Raw genomic sequence first — 16,567 nt, forward strand, 5'->3', positions numbered from 1 at the left:
ACACATCATGCCAGCTTTTGCTTATTTACTCCTGCCCATTTTCTTCTGGTCTGGCAATTACATTTTAGGACGAATGACACTCTCCAGTGGTATTGACCCATTTTCGATTTCTTTTTTACGCTGGAGCCTCGCTTGCTTACTTATCTTGCCTTTTGCCTATAAAAAACTCTGGTTAGAAAAGCAGATCATCGCCAAAAACTGGCCTTTACTCATGCTATTTGGTTGGCTGGGCATCTGTAATTACAACCTATTCTTATACATAGGCCTGTCTTCCACCACCGTCACCAACGCCGTGCTATTAAATTCCATTATGCCGATGATGATACTGATTACCGCGCGGTTATTATTGGGCAATAAAACGTCTTGGCTACAAAATGCTGGCATTATCATATCAACTGCGGGCGCGGTCACCATTGTCAGCCGAGGCAGTTTAGATACTTTTTTACACCTTAGCTTTTCTCGCGGTGACCTATGGATTATTGCCGCGGCCGTAAGCTGGGCAATTTACTCGGTGATGATTATTAAACGGCCTAAAGGTATGTCGTTACTCGGCTTTTTTGCCTGTACCGCTTTAATTGGCACGGCTTTTCAAGCACCGCTTTTCTTTCTTTTTGGTACCAGCACCCTGTCAGAGTTTACCTTCAGTAACTGGGCCGCAATTATCTACATGGGAATTTTTGCGTCCATTGGCGCCTTTTTATGCTGGAACATTGGCATTCAGAAACTCGGGGCTCCCACCGCTGGGCATTTTATTCACTTATTACCGGTGTTTAGTATTGGCTTGTCTGTCGTGTTTTTAGAAGAGCAATTACTCAGCTTTCATTACCGTGGTATCGCGCTGATTTTTACCGGAATTTTTGTGGCAACCGTACTGAACAAGCGCCAAAAAAGAGGCTTTTAATCGGCGTAGAGATCCCTTACCTGCTGGCACCACCGAGATAACGTGAAAAATGCCCATGATCCTCGCCTGACAAAACAGACACTGGCTCATGTGCAACAATCTGCCCATGCTCAATCAAAATAACATGCCCGCCAACGAGGCTTGCCTCTTGCGGCAAATGCGACACCAGCAACGTAGTCAACCCTAATTCCAGCGTCACTTGATTGACCAAATGCAACATCTCTTCCCTTAACGACGGATCAAGGGCGCTAAAAGGCTCATCCAACAATAAAATCGGTTTTTGACGAACCAAAACACGGGCAATCGCTACGCGCTGCGCTTGGCCGCCAGACAAAGCGTGTGGAAAACGCGTTTTTTTATCCACAAGCTGAGTTTTTTCTAACGCCCACTGCACTTTCTCTTGCTGTTTGCGAGTTAACTTAAGGGACGGTGATAAGCCAATCGCGACATTTTGCCAGACGGTCAATTGCGGAAATAAATTATCACTTTGAAACAAAGTAGAAACAGGACGTTGGTAGGCAGGTAAAACCAACAATGATTCGCCTCGAAATTCCAGCCCTCCTCGCCCAGTTAAAAAACCACCCAGCAAAGACAACAGCGTACTTTTCCCCTCGCCACTCCCCCCCAACAAAGTGGTGACACCGGGAGCAATGTCCACACAGTAACGAGCGTGAAAATTATCCCAATCGTATTGCAGATCAATGTTTAACACGAGTTCCTCCACCAACAAGACGCGTCGAACCATAAAACAACAGCAAACATAGGCTAATCAACACCACAGCAACACACGCCCCTTCTTCGAGCCGATACGCGCCGATCAACTGAAATAAGTACAAAGGTAACGACACCAAACCTTGACTACCAAACAGCGCGATCACTCCCATGTCGCCCAACGACAATAACAGCGCATACCCCAAAGCTTGCGCGACACCCATGCGGATAAGTGGCCATTCCAATCGCCAACGCGCCCAAGACCGCACCCCCAAACTCACATACAAATGACGAAAGCGCTTTTCTTGCTGATACATCACCGGCATGAGAGCTCGCAAAACAAACGGCAGCGCCATCACCGCATTCACCCACACCACAATCCAATAGCTTGACGGCAACCCCCAGCCTAAATCCCGCAAAAGCAAAAATAAACCGGTCGCAATCACCAGCCCTGGCACCATCAAAATCATGTTACCAAGGTGCTCTATCTTGGTAGGCAACTTAGAAAGATAGGCTCGATCCATGCAAAACCGCGCCAATACAGCAAAGCACACCCCAAGCAACACACTAATGAAAGCCGCTGGCAAAGCGATTTTCAATGAGACGAATACCGCGTTCCATAACACCAAAGACCGCACCGTTTCTAAAAATACAGGCGAAAAAATCGGATCAAAAATCGCCAAAAAAGGCGGAATCACTAGAATAAAAGCACACAACAATGCGACAGCATCCCCCCCTTTTGCCCAATTAGAATCTCGTACAAGGTAATGGGAATCCGTCACCAAACTGGCGTCTTGTCGATTGATCGGTGCCATTCGATACACTAGCAACGCAAAAGCGCTGCAAATCAGTACTTGTAGCAGGGCTAAAAAACTGGCCTTGTTGAGGTCAAATTCAAAACGAAGCGCCTGATAAATGGCGACTTCTAAGGTGCTCGACTTAGGTCCACCCCCCAAACTCAACACCACAGCAAAACTGGAAAAGCACAGCATAAAAATCAGTACAAACGCGCCCGGCAACGTTTTTTTAATGTAATGCCATTCAATCCATCGAAACGCGGCCCAGCGCGAAAAACCTAATTGAGACGCCTGACGCCACTGCCCCGCAGGAATCAAATCATACCCTTGCAACAACAGCCGAACAGCCAAAGGCATATTAAAAAATACGTGAGCGAGTAAAATCCCGCTCAAACCGTACAAGGGAACCTCCACACCAAACAGCTGATTCAACCAACCGCGTCGGCCATACACCACCACCAGCCCCAAAATCGCCACAATCGTTGGCACCACCATAGAGACCGAAAACAGCTGCAACAATAAAGACCGACCGACAAAACGTCGGTGCATCAAACAAGATGCCACCGGAATCGCAATCAATAAACTCATGCCACTACTTAACAGCGCTTGCCACAACGAAAAACGCACCACTCGCCACAAGTACGGCTGCTGCACGTACTCATACCAAGTGGCAAAATCACTGTAACGCAAAAGAGCCGCCAAACTGGCGGCTCCTATTAATAAGAAAACGCCAACGCCCAACAGCGCAGGCGTCAGTCCTCTTATTGTGCGTAAAAAAAACACGTTCCGTGACCTTATCGGGTGGTCGCTTCAAGCCACTCATTGACCCAAAGATTACGATATTGTGCAACGTCTTTGGCAGGTAAGACTAGATTTTTGGTGGGTGCCAATGCACTGTCAAATGCCGCGGGTAAAGCTTGATCTAGCGCCACTACAGGCAGCATCCAGTTACCCGTTGCAATGGTCGATTGAAAACCTGGCTGCAAAATAAACTGCATAAAACGCGTTGCCAGTGCCGCGTTTGGTGCGTTTTTCATCATCGCGGCCACTTCTACTTGAGGGTAATGGCCTTCACTGGCTGGCGCAGCTTGGTATTTATTTTCGCCTTCCGCTACCATGTGATACGCCGGCGATGTGGTGTAACTCAATACCACATCAGCCTCGCCTTTCAGAAACAAACCATAAGCATCGGACCAGCCTTTAGTTACCGTCACCGTATGACTCGCTAAACGCTCCCAAGCCTCCGCCGCGTTATCACCATAGACGGATTTCATCCACAACAACAAACCCAAACCAGGCGTGCTAGTACGTGGATCTTGATAGATAACGCGTAAATCTTGATTATCCACGACATCTTTTAAACTGGTTGGCGGATTGAGTAACGTTTCTGTGTTGTAAATAAACGCAAAATGACCTTGATCAAATGGCAAAAAAGTCTTATCCGACCAACCACCAGGTACCGTCACAGCGGATGTATCGACGCTGTGATTGACTAACAATCCGGTCTTTTTCGCCGCTTCCATTAAGTTAAGGTCCAACCCCAACAAGATATCCGCTTGAGACGCTTGTCCTTCTAATTGCACACGGGACAAAATGCCAACCGACGAATCAAGCGCCACAAAATTCACTACACAATCACAGTCTTGTTCAAAATTGGCTTTGATTTTAGGGCCAGGGCCCCAATCGGATGAAAACGAATCGTAGGTGTATACGTTCAGCGTATCGACCGCCAGCACAATAGGCGACAAGGCGATGCCAAAAGTGACCAACGAGGCAGAAAAAAAAGGGCTAAAAGAAGTAGTCAAGGTGTCGCTCCTAGAGTAATTGAGCGGCGTACTCGGAAATAACAAGAATGGAATCAGAACACCCCAATAACAGGCGTTTTGATTTGCTATCTCGATTCCTACGCCAGCATGATCTGGATCAGGTTCGGTGGGTTAGTGGACAATCCACTTCTCAGCTTCGGTTTAAAAACACAACCAAAACACCCCATGAGATATTGAGCGCTTATTGTAAGGAGTCGGCTAACGGAAGTCTATTTCTGAACACACTCTGGCCACCGCGCCTTGGTTTTTTTGTGCAAATTGCAAAGCTGATCGGCCCAATTGGCTTCGTCGAGTCGAGTCGGCAGCCAACTCCACGATACATTGCGTCAAAGCGGCGTCGTTTTGACAACGCAACGCACCGTTCGCATGGATAAGCTGCTCGGTAATGTCTAAAAAATTGAACGTATGCGGACCCACAATAATAGTCTTACCAAGCAATGCCGGTTCAATCGGGTTATGTCCGCCTCGTTCGATCAAACTGCCACCCACAAACGCTACGTCTGACGCTTGGTAGTAGTGCATCAATTCCCCCATAGAATCACCTATCACCACGCTTGCTTGGGACCAATCCGCTGGCGAGGTCTGACTACGACGCAGCACGTCAAACGAGGCTTGTACAGCCAACGCGGCAACGGCATCAAAGCGCTCAGGATGACGCGGTACCAAAATAAGCAGCGCATCCGGGTAGGTTTGCCGCAACACCTTATGTGCACGCAGCACTGAGTCATCTTCACCCTGATGCGTACTCGCACCAATCCAAACAAACCGATTTCCTAGACTCTGGCGCCAGTTGTCTTGCCGTACTCGTTCTGGAACGGCAAGATCAAATTTAATATTTCCTACCACTTTCACCTTCTTTGCCCCAAGCGCACTAAAACGCTCTGCATCAGCTTGAGCATGAGCCAAAAAACAATCGGGCAACGCCAGTAAAGGTTTAGAAACAATGGGGATTTTTTGATAGCGCCGAAAAGAACGCTCACTTAACCGCGCGTTTACTATGTCAATTTGAATGCCTTGACGTTTTGCTAACTGTAAAAGATTTGGCCAGAGTTCCGTCTCGACAATCATTAAATGGGAACACCGCAGTTGCTTAAGCGCCCTTTTTACGGCACATCGCCAATCCATAGGTAAATATCGATGTTCTGCAAAAGGAAACGACTTGGCCACCTGCTCGGCACCCGTTGGCGTCATAGTGGTCATCAATAATCGTTTCTCAGGAAATTTTTCCCGCCACACATCAACCAAAGGACGAACAGCCAACACCTCGCCTACAGACGCACAATGGATCCACAAATCCGCTTCCACCTTGGGCCAAAAGCCCAACGCTTCTTTCGCTCGATAACTCGAATAATGGGTTTTAAACTGTCGTATTTTCCATAAAACAAACGGCGAAAAAATGACGAATAACACACGGTAAAGCCACATAACTAGGCAATCGTATCGCTGAATTGCTGATTATGCAGCAAGGCGTAGGCGCCATTTAATGCTAATAACTCATGGTGAGAACCCTGCTCGATGATCTCACCATGGTCTACCACAGCAATGATGTCGGCGTTCTCAATGGTGGACAATCGATGGGCAATGGCAATCGTGGTGCGATTCGCCATTAGACCATCCAATGCCGTTTGAATGGCGCGCTCAGATTCGGTATCCAGCGCCGATGTCGCTTCGTCTAAAATAAGAATGGGCGCATTTTTCAAAATAGCGCGAGCAATAGCGATTCTCTGACGCTGGCCGCCCGACAACAACACGCCGTTTTCGCCAACCATAGTATCCAATCCATGATCCAACTCTTGGATAAAGTCCCACGCGTTTGCGGCTTTAGCGGCGTTAACCACCTCCTCTTCATCGGCTTCTTTTAAGAATCCGTAGGCGATGTTGTCTCGAATCGTGCCGTTAAAAAGCACCACCTGCTGATTGACTAGGGCAATGTTCGAACGCAAATCCGTCAGTGTATAGTCACTAATGGACACACCGTCTATGCTGATTTGACCTTCATTGATGTTATAAAACCGTGGCAACAAGTTTGCCATGGTCGATTTACCGCTGCCAGAGCGACCGACCAAGGCCAATGTTTTGCCCGCAGGCAAAGACAAGTTGATATTTTTGAGCGCATATTTCTCGGCGCCAGTGTATTTAAATGACATGTTTCGCCACTCAATATCGCCTTTGAACATTGTCGCCGTCGTTTTACCGTCATCGACCTCTTCTTTTAAGTCGATAAAATCAAAAATACTGTACGACGCGGCAATGCCTTTTTGCAAAATGCTGTTCACCTCGGTTAACTGACGAATGGGTTTGCCCAACATACCTGCCGCGGTCAAAAATGCGATAAAATCCCCTGGCGACATATGCGAGCTGATTGACGGGCTCAGAGCAAACCAAATAAGAATCGCCATCATGACCGCTAAAATAAACTGCACAAGAGGGATGTTTAAGGATTTGGTCATTTCCATTTTTAGCTGAGAGCGTCGATTCTCTCCAGCCGCTTGCCGAAAGCGCTCAATTTCATAGTCGCTACCGCCAAAAATTTTCACCACCTCGTGGCCTTTAATGGCTTCAGACGCTACATCGGTCACGCCGCCCATGGCATTCTGGATGCGCGTACTCAGCTTACGAAAACGCTTTGAGGCGTAAGCGACAATTAAACCAATCAGCGGCACCACTAATAAAAACAACAATGACAAACGCCAGTTCATGTAAATCATGTAACCCAGTAAGCCGACCACTGTTAAGCCTTCTCGCAGCAGCACGCGAATGGCTTGAGTAATGGAGCCGATGACCTGCTCGGTGTCATACGTTAACTTGGCCAACAAGCGCCCGGTTGGAATAGAGTGATAATAATCGGATGGCAGGCGCACCAGTTTGTTAAACATATGAGTGCGCAGATCAAACACCACATTATTCGCAACTTTGGCCATAAAATAGTTGCCCAAAAAGGTGCCTATTCCGCGCGCAATAAATACCGCCAAAATTGCCAACGGGATCAAGGTGCGACTGTCTGAGATGGTCCCAAGAGACACCACATCAACAATGTGCTTTAGCAAAGCCGCCAACGCCGGTTCCATTGCCGCGTAAATCACATACCCCAACACACTGAGCAACAGATAGCCCCATGAGGAACGTACATACCCCAATAAACGGAAATAGGTTTTCATACCGGACGCAGGAGTTGGCACGGTATTTCCCTTATCCGTAACCGTTTCTTCAATGATAACGTCTTCAACAGTTGTTTTGTCGACCGTGCTTTTGTTGTTTTTATCTTGCATTTACAGGTTCGCTTTTTCGATGATCGCCGTGGTCGAATACCCATCCACAAAAGTCAGCACTCTTACTTCGCCGCCATTTGCTAGCGTATGTTCCGCGCCGACAATGGTGTCGATCGTATAATCGCCCCCTTTTACCAGAACATCTGGCGTTAAAAACTCAACAATCTCTTTTGGCGTGTCTTCATCGAACCAAGTCACCCAATCAATCGCGCCCAAGCCTTCTAATACCGACATGCGATGGATAAGATTATTGATGGGGCGCTTTTCACCTTTTAAACGCTTCACTGACGCATCCGTATTCACGGCGACAATTAAGCGATCACCTAAGGCTTTCGCTTGCTTCATATAAGCGATGTGCCCAGGGTGAAGAATATCAAAACACCCATTGGTAAAGACGATCTTTTCGCCGTTAATCTGAGACAGCTTAATTTGCTCAAGCAAGTCTTCTGGGGATAAAACACCAAAATTCGTACCGTGTGAACGCTGAAACATAATACCTTCTAACTGATCGGCACTGATCGATGCCGTGCCCAGCTTTCCAACCACATAACCCGCGGCTTGGTTGGCGTATTCCACCGCATCAATCAAGCGTTTGCTGGTCACATACACCGCAGCTAACACAGCCACCACCGTATCGCCCGCACCCGTCACATCGAACACCTCTTTCGCTGCGGTCGCCAATGAAAACGGCGGTTTATCCTCGCTTAATAATATTAACCCCTCTTCACCACGCGTTACTAAGAGCGCTTTCCAGCCAAACTCTTCACGTAACGCCTTGGCTTTTTCTTCTAACTCTTTGGTTGAATGGCATTTGCCAACAATGGTTTCAAACTCCAATAAATTGGGTTTCACCAAGGTGGCACCTTGATAAATAGAGAAATCATTGCCTTTCGGATCGACAAAACTCGGCACGTTCGCCACATTAGATAAGCGAATCAAGGTTTGCACATCGGCCAGACAGCCTTTGGCATAATCGGAAAAAATGACGGCATCGGCGTCAGGTAAGCAGCGCTCTACGGCACTGGCCAGTGCCTCATTCTGGGAAAGACTGTCTTCGCGCTCTTCAAAATCTAAGCGGATAAGCTGTTGGTGTCGGCTCATCACTCGTAATTTGGTAATTGTCGGGAGCGTTTCTGAGCGCACAAAATGACAAATCACCCCTTCTTTTTCGAGGCAACGGGTCAACACATCGGCGTTTTCATCATTACCGACCACGCCAATCAAGGTTACCGACATGCCTAATTTGGCCAAACCCAACGCCACATTCGCCGCGCCGCCAGGGCGATCTTCAATGGTCGATACCTTCACCACTTGGACCGGCGCTTCAGGAGAAATACGCGAAGTACCACCATGCCAATAGCGATCCAACATCACATCCCCAACCACAAGAATGTGTTTATCTTTAAAATTCAAATACGAAGAGTTCATAGGCACATAATAATCGATTTTTAGAGTCGGTCATCTTATCATACTCCCAAGCTAAGTTGGACCTACCCAAAACACACGAATTAAGGCTTTTGCATGATGCTGAACTCCGCTCTCTCCGCCAGTCAATCCTTTCTATTTGATGAACTGTTAACGCGCTGGTCTGTTCAGGGCATCGATGCAAAACAAGGGTTTAGCTACGAAAGCATGACCCACGACTGGCGTCGTAACGACGTGGGACGAGTGCGTTTGCTCACACAATGTCGACAGCTTTACACCTTTAGTCACGCTTGCCAATTGCAACCTAACCCAGAATGGCAGGCTAAGCTTACGCCCTTATTTGAGTTTATCGTTTCGCATTATTTTATTAATGATCGTTGGATATTCTCGCTCAATGACGACTTATCCATAAAAGACACACAATCAGACGCCTATGCACTGGCGTTTGTTTTGTTGTCTTTTAGCCATTACTTCATGGCAACAAAAGACGAACACGCCCTAACCTACATGAAACAAACCCACCGCTTTTTGTTAGATAACATGCAAGCGGAGTCTGGCGGCTTCTTTGAATCTTATCCAGTTGATGTTTCACAAATTCGTCGCCAAAATCCGCACATGCACCTGTTAGAAGGTTATATAGCCGCCTTCAATGTGACTCAGGACGACGCCTACAAGCAGACCGTACAGTCCTTACTCGATCTGACCTTTGCGCATTTTTACGACAAAAAAAGCAAAACACTGCGTGAATTTTTCACCTCGGACTGGCAACTTGACCCCGACACGGGCAATCAAGTCGAACCAGGGCACCACTTCGAATGGGTCTGGTTGCTGTACCAAGCCAACGCCATTTTGCCTAATACCGATTATACGGATTTGGCCCAACAATTATGGCTGACCGCAAGCCGTCATGGTATGGCAAAGAACGGCGGCATTTTCAATCAAATAGACGGCAATACCTATCAAGCCATCGACCAAAACAAGCGTATTTGGCCAATCACTGAATACTTAAAAGCCATTACCGTCATGCCTATTGGCAAAGAAGAAAAAATTGACCGTTTAGAAAAAGCCCTCGATTTTATGCAGTGTTACTATTTTTTACCCGATGGCCGTTGGAATGAATACCTTAATGCAGACAACAGTCCAAAAGGTTTCCCTCTTCCTGGTACAAGCAGTTATCATATTTTTCTCGGCTTGGCAGAAGTGATAACATGGACAAAATCAAACATGAGCACTTAATACTTCACGCTTCATTGGCCTAAAATTGACAAGGCCTCGGCCTGAATAACGACTTCCACATTAGGACTTTAAATATGTACATAGTCACTGGCGGTGCCGGCTTTATCGGCAGCAATATCATCAAATTATTGAACCAAAAAGGCATCAAAAATATTTTATTAGTCGACGATTTAACCGACGGAAAAAAATGCCTTAACTTATCAGATCTTGATATTGCCGATTACATGGACATGTACGACTTTTTAGACGCCATTAAAAACGACACCTTAGGCATCACACCGACGGCGGTTTTCCACGAAGGTGCCTGTTCGGCCACTACGGAGTGGAACGGTAAATTCGTCATGGACGTCAATTACCAATACTCAAAAGCCGTGTTACATTTTTGCTTAAAATACGCGGCCCCGTTTTCTTACGCTTCTTCGGCGTCTGTGTATGGTTCTGGTCCAATTTTCGAAGAATCTCGTGAAAACGAAAAGCCGTTAAATATGTACGCCTATTCTAAATTTCAATTTGATCAGTACGTTCGCAACCTCTTGCCAGAAGCGAAAAGCCAAATTGTTGGCTTTCGTTATTTCAATGTATATGGCCCTCGTGAACAGCACAAAGGCAGCATGGCCAGCGTAGCATTTCATCTTCGTAATCAAGTACTTGCAGGCGAAAATCCAAAATTATTTGGTGCCTACGATGGCTATGAAGCCGGTGGTCAAAGCCGTGATTTTATCTATGTAGAAGACCTGGTCAACACCAAACTCTGGTTCCTTGATAGCCCTGAAAAATCCGGGATTTTCAACCTTGGAACCGGCAAAGCGGAGCCTTTTAAAACCATCGCCGACACCGTGATCAACCAATACGGCAAAGGCGAAATCGAATACATTCCTTTCCCCGAACATTTAAAAGGCGCTTACCAAAGCTTCACCCAAGCGGATATCACGAAACTGCGCGAGACAGGTTACGAAGGAAGTTTTCGCGGCTTAGCACAAGGCGTCACCGACTACCTAGGTTGGCTTGATTCTAATGGCTAAGTATTTGATTGTTGGCCCTTCTTGGGTGGGCGATATGGTCATGGCACAAAGCCTTTTTATGACGGTTAAACAGCGCGATAAAGACGCGGTTATAGACGTCATTGGGCCCAAATGGTCTGTGCCTATTATTGCCAGAATGCCCGAGGTCCGTAACGCCATCACCCTGCCTACTGGGCATGGTGAATGGGGCATCAGTATACGTCGTAAACTGGGTCACTCACTGCGCTCAGAACACTACGATCATGCGATTGTAATGCCGCGCTCGTGGAAATCGGCTCTGGTGCCGTTTTTCGCCAAAGTACCACACCGAATCGGCTTTACGGGCGAGCAGCGCTATTTTCTTTTAAATGAACGTCGAACTTTAGATAAAAATATTCTGAACCAAACGGTGAAACGCTTCACTTCATTAGGGCTACCGGCTGAGGAAGCTTATCCACCGAAAGACATTCCTTTCCCTAAGCTAACAGTAGATAAAACTAATCAAGCGCGTTTGTATCAGCAATTCAATCTATCCAATCGACCCGCTATTGCTTTGATGGCGGGAGCAGAATTTGGCCCGTCTAAACAATGGCCAATCCCCCATTTTCATCAATTAGCAAAAAGTGCCATCGCCTCAGGCTACCAAATTTGGGTACTTGGCGGACCAAAAGACCAAATGGACGGTGATAATATCGTCGACACTCTTGGCGAATTTGCCATCAACTTATGTGGTAAAACACAATTAGTTGATGCCATTGATTTATTGGCCGCAGCTGAAAAAGCCGTCAGTAACGACTCGGGGCTCATGCACATCGCCGCCGCCGTTGGCACCGAAGTGCATGGTATTTACGGCTCCACCAGCGAATTATTTACACCACCGCTGACCGACAAAAAAACCATTCATAACCTACACCTTGAATGCTCACCTTGCTTTAAACGAACCTGCCCTTTGGGGCATACCCACTGTCAGAATCAACTGATTCCAGATCAAATTATTCGCACCCTAAATCTGTCTATGCTGGAAACCACACCATGACACGCTCTAACACTAAAGCGACATTATCCGCTGCGCTGATTGTTAAAAACGAGGCCAAAAACTTAGCGGCGTGTCTCGACAGCCTAACGGGTTGGGTGGATGATATTGTTATTTTGGATTCAGGCAGTACCGATGACACTCAAGCCATAGCGGAAAAGTACACCAGCCATTTTTATATCAAGAGTGACTGGCAAGGCTTTGGCTTACAACGACAAGCAGCACAAAATTATGTCACTACGGATTATGTACTGTGGATTGATGCTGACGAAGTGGTTACGGAAGAGCTCAGAGCCAGTATTTTAAACGCTGTAAAACAAAAAAAAGACCAAACAGCGTACCGTCTTAATCGAAAAAGCTGGGTATTCGGACGCTTTATTGAACATTCTGGCTGGTATCCAGATCGAGTAACTCGCTTGCATAAAGTCAATGAAGGTCGTTATTCTGATGATTTGGTGCACGAGAAAGTACTTTTAAACGAGGCTATCACGCTAGAAAACCTAAATGGCGACTTAACCCATTACACCTACAATGACCTGCAACACTACCTAGTTAAATCCGCTTCTTATGCGAAATTATCCGCAGACCAAAAAGAACAAAGAGGGAAAAAAACCTCATTAAGCAATGCCTCACTTCATGCCTTTGCCTGCTTCGTGAAGATGTACCTAGTTAAACGTGGATTCTTAGACGGCAAGCAGGGTTTTTTATTGGCGGTATTATCTGCGCATTCCACTTTTGTGAAATATGCGGACTTATGGATTCGCTCCCAGCCAAAACGCCCAAAATAAGGTTAGAACGTTAAGTTAAGCATCTTGATAGAGCGACAACAGGGCATCTACATGCTTCTCTTGATCGAAGCACTCACACGCTCGTTTCTTCGCCATAATAGACATGCATTGTCTTTTTTCTTGATCTCCACTCAATTTTTGAATGATTTCGATAAACTTAAACGTATCAAAAGGGTCAACCAACTCACCAGACTGTTCTAGAATTTCTGGAATAGCACCGTGGCTGGAACCAATAATAGCCTTTCCAGCAGCCATGGCTTCAATGACGGTTAAGCCAAACGCTTCGTTATGAGAAGGAATAACCACCACATCGATGGCTTTTAGTACATTGTCGGGCTGTTCTGAAAAACCATAAAAAATAACCTTGTTTGTTAAATCCTGCTCGATAACATAAGCTTGTAGTGTTTTTACATAGGCCGCATCCCCCCCCGTATCCGCCGTTAAACCTCCGACTATGATCAAGTAAATTGGCTTAGATTTTAGTCCAGCAAACGCTCTTAACAGTTCTAAATGCCCTTTCCCATTCGATAACCGTCCAACAATGCCTATCAATATGGCATCGGGAGGTAAGGAAAAGTGCTGCTTTAGATCCAACGGCGCGCTTTCTACAGCCCCTTCTTGGTGAATTTGAGTGCCTAACCACAAGGTTTTCACTTTATTTTCTGCGATAGGCAACGCCTTGATGTTTCGTGCTCGAGTAAAGTGACTAATCGACAACACCAAATCCACATTGCGATAAATAAAGCGGTGAATGACGTCTTTTTTCGGGCGTTTTGCGCCCATATGATCGGTGTAAATTAATTTAAAACCACACAGTTTCTTTAGCAATACCGCCAACATCAGGTCACTGGATTTGTGACAATGCACATACTGAATCTGCTGAAATTTGATCCACTTTACCAAACTTAGTATGTGACGATAACCATCACCACGACTTTGCAGGGTGTAATTTGTATCAAATGTATCCTGCATACGAGCATGTATCGGAGTCTGGGCTTGTGAAAGGCCAAACACTTTATGTCCTTTGCCTTTCATCGTTAACCCTACTCGAATAGGGTACATCTCTAAACCACCAAAGCCTTTCGACAAACATATATGCAATATATTCAAAGAGTTTGACATGGCTCAACCTTCCTTTGCTAAATTCGTATACCAGCTTGTGATATCAGAAAAGGTATTGGCAATGTCTAAGTTAGCCAAACTGTCTTCTTCTCCACTAGGGGAAAATGGCAACCATCGCCCTTCACTGTTTAAGGTTTTCCAGCGCAGTGGCGTGGCAGAACGGCGACTAGGGTAAAAGCCTATTGTCGGCACATCCATCGCACCGGCAATATGTAAAGGCCCTGTCGAACCAGCAATAAATAAGTCTGCCGTGGCGATAGAACACATAAAGTCCGCAACGCCATCGTTCTTGTCGTACAAAGTGACGTGCTTTACCACACCTTGTAACGCATCAACCAAAGATTGCGATATAGGCGCTTCGCCAGGGCCTGCGGTAACCACAAAATGAAAAGTATCCAGTGTGTTTAAACATTGAATCAGCGCAACCCATTGTTTAATCACCAAGGTATTGGATGATCCACCAGTGACGGGATGAACAAAACACAGCTTACGTTGTGTGTCGATACCCAGTGATTGCAAAGTATCTCGTTGCAGGTTGAGTGTCTGAGGGGAATACACAAAGAAGGGCGTTTCTGTTTTTTGAACCTCGCCCCCTAACACTGCAATAAAATAACGAGCCAAATCAAGATTGTATTCAAACTCAGGCTTACTCGAAGTCGAACGACGCTGGCGAAGTGTGTGTGTATACAAAAACTGCACCAGTTTAGTGGCTGGGGCTACCCGAATAGGAATGTGAGCCTGACGCACTAAAGTCGCATTGTAGGTATCTGAAAACAGACAAATCACCGCATCAAAGCGATGCTCTTTTAGTGTTCTGGCAAAGGCTTTTTTAGTATTAGTGTTTTTAGGGTCAATAATAACCTCATCAATCCATTGAAAAGACTGAGCGATCTCTTTAGTGTAATTCGGCACTAACGCCGTCACCGTCGCGCTCGGAAAGGCTTTTTTAATGATTTGAATCGCCGGCAATGCAAGCACAAAATCGCCAATTTTATCGTTACGCACCACTAAAATTTTTTTTATCATCACCATGTTTCATCTCTTTCCTGTTTACTCATAGGGATAACCTTTTCAATCTGTGCATCCTTTGCTTAAAAGATAGAATTTGCATTGAAAAAACGTTATTTTACAGAGGCACTCTAATTAAAAATACCTAATTGTGCTTTTTTACACATCACACAGAACAACACAGAAAACCTCAATAAAAAAAATAAGGAGTTATCTATGAAGTTTGAATTGGTCGATCGTCAAGGCTATGTCCCTGATCTGAATTATGGCGAATCAGGACAAGAGCTTTCCTGTTTTATTCCTAGCGATTACTCTTTCCAGCAAGTCAGCTACAACAACGGCGAAGGCGAAGCCATCATCGATAAACACACATGGTATTTTTTCTTTACGCAAGAAGGCATTGGCATCAAGCTAATGGACGGCATTGTCAGCCTAAAAGAAGCGGAACACTTTTTATTAGCCATGAAATCCCATATCTGGGGTGACACTCATCAGCAAGTGCAAATTTTTATGGCAGGTGCCCTGCCTAAATAATTTTCTCCTTAGCCCTGCTTATGGCAGGGCTAACTGACATCATGTTACCCCTTCATAGCTCTAAGCATGCGTTTTGACCATTGACTCCAAGAGCCCACGTACACTTTTTTCGCAGCTATTCCAGCGTAATTTAATGCCAGTACGTTGTGGCATGCCGTAACACCTGAGCCGCAATAGTAAACCTGTTCAGCGCTGCCTCCAGCCAAACAAGCTTGCCATTCTGTTTGTAATAACGCCGATGGTTTAAAGCGGCCAGTAACATCAAGATTCTGCGAAAAAGGGCGATTAATCGCGCCTGGAATGTGTCCCGCAACTGGGTCCATGGTTTCATTTTCACCTTGAAAACGATCGGCGGCTCTCGCATCCACCAGCTGAAACTGATCGGTCTCGATGTTTTCAACCACGGCTTGCTCACTGATTGCCCAAGGAAACGTCACCGCAATTTGCCCCGTGGTACTTTGGCTGGTTGCAGGTTCAGTTGACAAAGGTCGACCCTCTTCTTTCCACGCCGTAATCCCACCGTTTAATACCCTGACATCGATACCCTGTTGGCTCAACATCCACCAAGCGCGCGCAGCAATGGCGCCGCCCATGTCGTCATACACCACGACGTTTGTCTCTTGACCAATACCCCATGCTTGCAGTTGGGCTGAAAAAACCGCTTCATCGGGCAAAGGATGACGGCCTGTAAGATGGGTTTCTGCCGACGCTAACTGATGATGAACATCCACAAAAATGGCGTTAGGTATATGCCCTGTGTTGTATTCTGCTTGGCCTTTGCTGTGATCTGTCAGGTAAAATCGACAATCTAGCACCACCACATTAGGCTGATCCAGCAGATCAACCAATTCGCTTGTTTCGATGAGTGTTTTTAGTTGCACAGACATTCCTCAGGCAATGATTAATGAAGCAAATT

Annotated in this window: 15 protein-coding genes and 1 riboswitch; of the genes, 6 read left to right on the top strand and 9 right to left on the bottom strand. The window is 46.2% G+C overall.

Annotated features, from left to right (window positions below; translation table 11 throughout):
* Positions 1–7 precede the first annotated feature (7 nt).
* Entirely contained in the window at positions 8–901 is an 894-nt protein-coding gene (locus tag FXV75_RS11435; protein ID WP_148833516.1) for a DMT family transporter, read from the top strand.
* 16 nt (positions 902–917) lie between these two features.
* Here FXV75_RS11435 and FXV75_RS11440 read toward each other — a convergent pair whose 3' ends face one another.
* The 6 genes from FXV75_RS11440 to hldE form a co-directional block, all read right to left on the bottom strand.
* Positions 918–1,613, bottom strand: a complete 696-nt coding sequence (locus FXV75_RS11440) for an ATP-binding cassette domain-containing protein (RefSeq protein ID WP_148833518.1) — start codon at positions 1,611–1,613, stop codon at positions 918–920.
* A complete protein-coding gene (thiP, locus tag FXV75_RS11445) occupies positions 1,600–3,192 on the bottom strand; it encodes a thiamine/thiamine pyrophosphate ABC transporter permease (RefSeq protein ID WP_262368538.1) in 1,593 nt (530 codons plus the stop codon). Before thiP ends, FXV75_RS11440 begins: the two co-directional genes overlap by 14 nt.
* An 11-nt stretch (positions 3,193–3,203) precedes the next feature.
* Complete coding sequence (thiB, locus tag FXV75_RS11450; RefSeq protein WP_222863131.1) at positions 3,204–4,214, bottom strand: thiamine ABC transporter substrate binding subunit; 1,011 nt, start codon at positions 4,212–4,214, stop codon at positions 3,204–3,206.
* Between the two features lie 77 nt (positions 4,215–4,291).
* Positions 4,292–4,411, bottom strand: a riboswitch (TPP riboswitch).
* Positions 4,412–4,433: 22 nt separating this feature from the next.
* Positions 4,434–5,660 carry a 3-deoxy-D-manno-octulosonic acid transferase gene (locus FXV75_RS11455; protein WP_148833520.1) on the bottom strand — a complete coding sequence of 409 codons (1,227 nt, stop codon included), beginning with the start codon at positions 5,658–5,660 and terminating at the stop codon, positions 4,434–4,436.
* 2 nt (positions 5,661–5,662) lie between these two features.
* The gene (msbA, locus tag FXV75_RS11460; protein WP_148835381.1) at positions 5,663–7,393 is read right to left on the bottom strand and encodes a lipid A export permease/ATP-binding protein MsbA; all 1,731 of its coding nucleotides are present in this window, start codon (positions 7,391–7,393) and stop codon (positions 5,663–5,665) included.
* 111 nt (positions 7,394–7,504) lie between these two features.
* A complete protein-coding gene (gene hldE / locus FXV75_RS11465) occupies positions 7,505–8,932 on the bottom strand; it encodes a bifunctional D-glycero-beta-D-manno-heptose-7-phosphate kinase/D-glycero-beta-D-manno-heptose 1-phosphate adenylyltransferase HldE (RefSeq protein ID WP_148833522.1) in 1,428 nt (475 codons plus the stop codon).
* 93 nt (positions 8,933–9,025) lie between these two features.
* On the opposite strand from hldE, the gene FXV75_RS11470 reads away from it, so the two are divergent.
* The 4 genes from FXV75_RS11470 to FXV75_RS11485 all read left to right on the top strand — a co-directional run bounded on the left by FXV75_RS11470 (position 9,026) and on the right by FXV75_RS11485 (position 12,987).
* Complete coding sequence (locus FXV75_RS11470) at positions 9,026–10,165, top strand: AGE family epimerase/isomerase (RefSeq protein WP_262368539.1); 1,140 nt, start codon at positions 9,026–9,028, stop codon at positions 10,163–10,165.
* A 74-nt stretch (positions 10,166–10,239) separates the two neighbouring features.
* A complete protein-coding gene (rfaD, locus tag FXV75_RS11475) occupies positions 10,240–11,187 on the top strand; it encodes an ADP-glyceromanno-heptose 6-epimerase (RefSeq protein WP_148833524.1) in 948 nt (315 codons plus the stop codon).
* The gene (waaF, locus tag FXV75_RS11480; RefSeq protein ID WP_148833526.1) at positions 11,180–12,202 is read left to right on the top strand and encodes a lipopolysaccharide heptosyltransferase II; all 1,023 of its coding nucleotides are present in this window, start codon (positions 11,180–11,182) and stop codon (positions 12,200–12,202) included. Before rfaD ends, waaF begins: the two co-directional genes overlap by 8 nt.
* The gene (locus FXV75_RS11485) at positions 12,199–12,987 is read left to right on the top strand and encodes a glycosyltransferase family 2 protein (RefSeq protein ID WP_148833528.1); all 789 of its coding nucleotides are present in this window, start codon (positions 12,199–12,201) and stop codon (positions 12,985–12,987) included. Before waaF ends, FXV75_RS11485 begins: the two co-directional genes overlap by 4 nt.
* Before the next feature lie 15 nt (positions 12,988–13,002).
* Here FXV75_RS11485 and FXV75_RS11490 read toward each other — a convergent pair whose 3' ends face one another.
* Both FXV75_RS11490 and FXV75_RS11495 read right to left on the bottom strand, forming a co-directional pair.
* Positions 13,003–14,109, bottom strand: coding sequence for a glycosyltransferase family 4 protein (locus FXV75_RS11490; RefSeq protein ID WP_148833530.1), 1,107 nt, complete (start codon positions 14,107–14,109; stop codon positions 13,003–13,005).
* Positions 14,110–14,112: 3 nt separating this feature from the next.
* A complete protein-coding gene (locus FXV75_RS11495) occupies positions 14,113–15,141 on the bottom strand; it encodes a glycosyltransferase family 9 protein (protein WP_148833532.1) in 1,029 nt (342 codons plus the stop codon).
* A 192-nt stretch (positions 15,142–15,333) separates the two neighbouring features.
* Here FXV75_RS11495 and FXV75_RS11500 point away from each other — a divergent pair, with 192 nt between their 5' ends.
* Positions 15,334–15,651, top strand: a complete 318-nt coding sequence (locus FXV75_RS11500) for a hypothetical protein (protein WP_148833534.1) — start codon at positions 15,334–15,336, stop codon at positions 15,649–15,651.
* Positions 15,652–15,695: 44 nt separating this feature from the next.
* Here the strand turns inward: FXV75_RS11500 and FXV75_RS11505 are convergent, their stop codons facing one another.
* Positions 15,696–16,532 (bottom strand): sulfurtransferase, encoded by an 837-nt coding sequence (locus tag FXV75_RS11505; protein WP_148833536.1) that lies wholly within the window; start codon positions 16,530–16,532, stop codon positions 15,696–15,698.
* Between the last annotated feature and the right edge of the window lie 35 nt (positions 16,533–16,567).

Origin of the sequence: Marinomonas sp. IMCC 4694 (genome assembly GCF_008122525.1) — a bacterium.
Classification (GTDB): Bacteria; Pseudomonadota; Gammaproteobacteria; order Pseudomonadales; family Marinomonadaceae; genus Marinomonas.

Excerpts from the sequence above, each read along its gene's own strand:
- FXV75_RS11435 (WP_148833516.1), top strand. The coding sequence starts at position 8 with ATGCCAGCTTTTGCTTATTTACTCCTGCCCATTTTCTTCTGGTCTGGC.
- FXV75_RS11455 (WP_148833520.1), bottom strand. The coding sequence starts at position 5,660 with ATGTGGCTTTACCGTGTGTTATTCGTCATTTTTTCGCCGTTTGTTTTA.
- msbA (WP_148835381.1), bottom strand. The coding sequence starts at position 7,393 with ATGAAAACCTATTTCCGTTTATTGGGGTATGTACGTTCCTCATGGGGC.
- hldE (WP_148833522.1), bottom strand. The coding sequence starts at position 8,932 with ATGAACTCTTCGTATTTGAATTTTAAAGATAAACACATTCTTGTGGTT.
- FXV75_RS11470 (WP_262368539.1), top strand. The coding sequence starts at position 9,026 with ATGATGCTGAACTCCGCTCTCTCCGCCAGTCAATCCTTTCTATTTGAT.
- rfaD (WP_148833524.1), top strand. The coding sequence starts at position 10,240 with ATGTACATAGTCACTGGCGGTGCCGGCTTTATCGGCAGCAATATCATC.
- waaF (WP_148833526.1), top strand. The coding sequence starts at position 11,180 with ATGGCTAAGTATTTGATTGTTGGCCCTTCTTGGGTGGGCGATATGGTC.
- FXV75_RS11485 (WP_148833528.1), top strand. The coding sequence starts at position 12,199 with ATGACACGCTCTAACACTAAAGCGACATTATCCGCTGCGCTGATTGTT.
- FXV75_RS11490 (WP_148833530.1), bottom strand. The coding sequence starts at position 14,109 with ATGTCAAACTCTTTGAATATATTGCATATATGTTTGTCGAAAGGCTTT.
- FXV75_RS11495 (WP_148833532.1), bottom strand. The coding sequence starts at position 15,141 with ATGGTGATGATAAAAAAAATTTTAGTGGTGCGTAACGATAAAATTGGC.
- FXV75_RS11500 (WP_148833534.1), top strand. The coding sequence starts at position 15,334 with ATGAAGTTTGAATTGGTCGATCGTCAAGGCTATGTCCCTGATCTGAAT.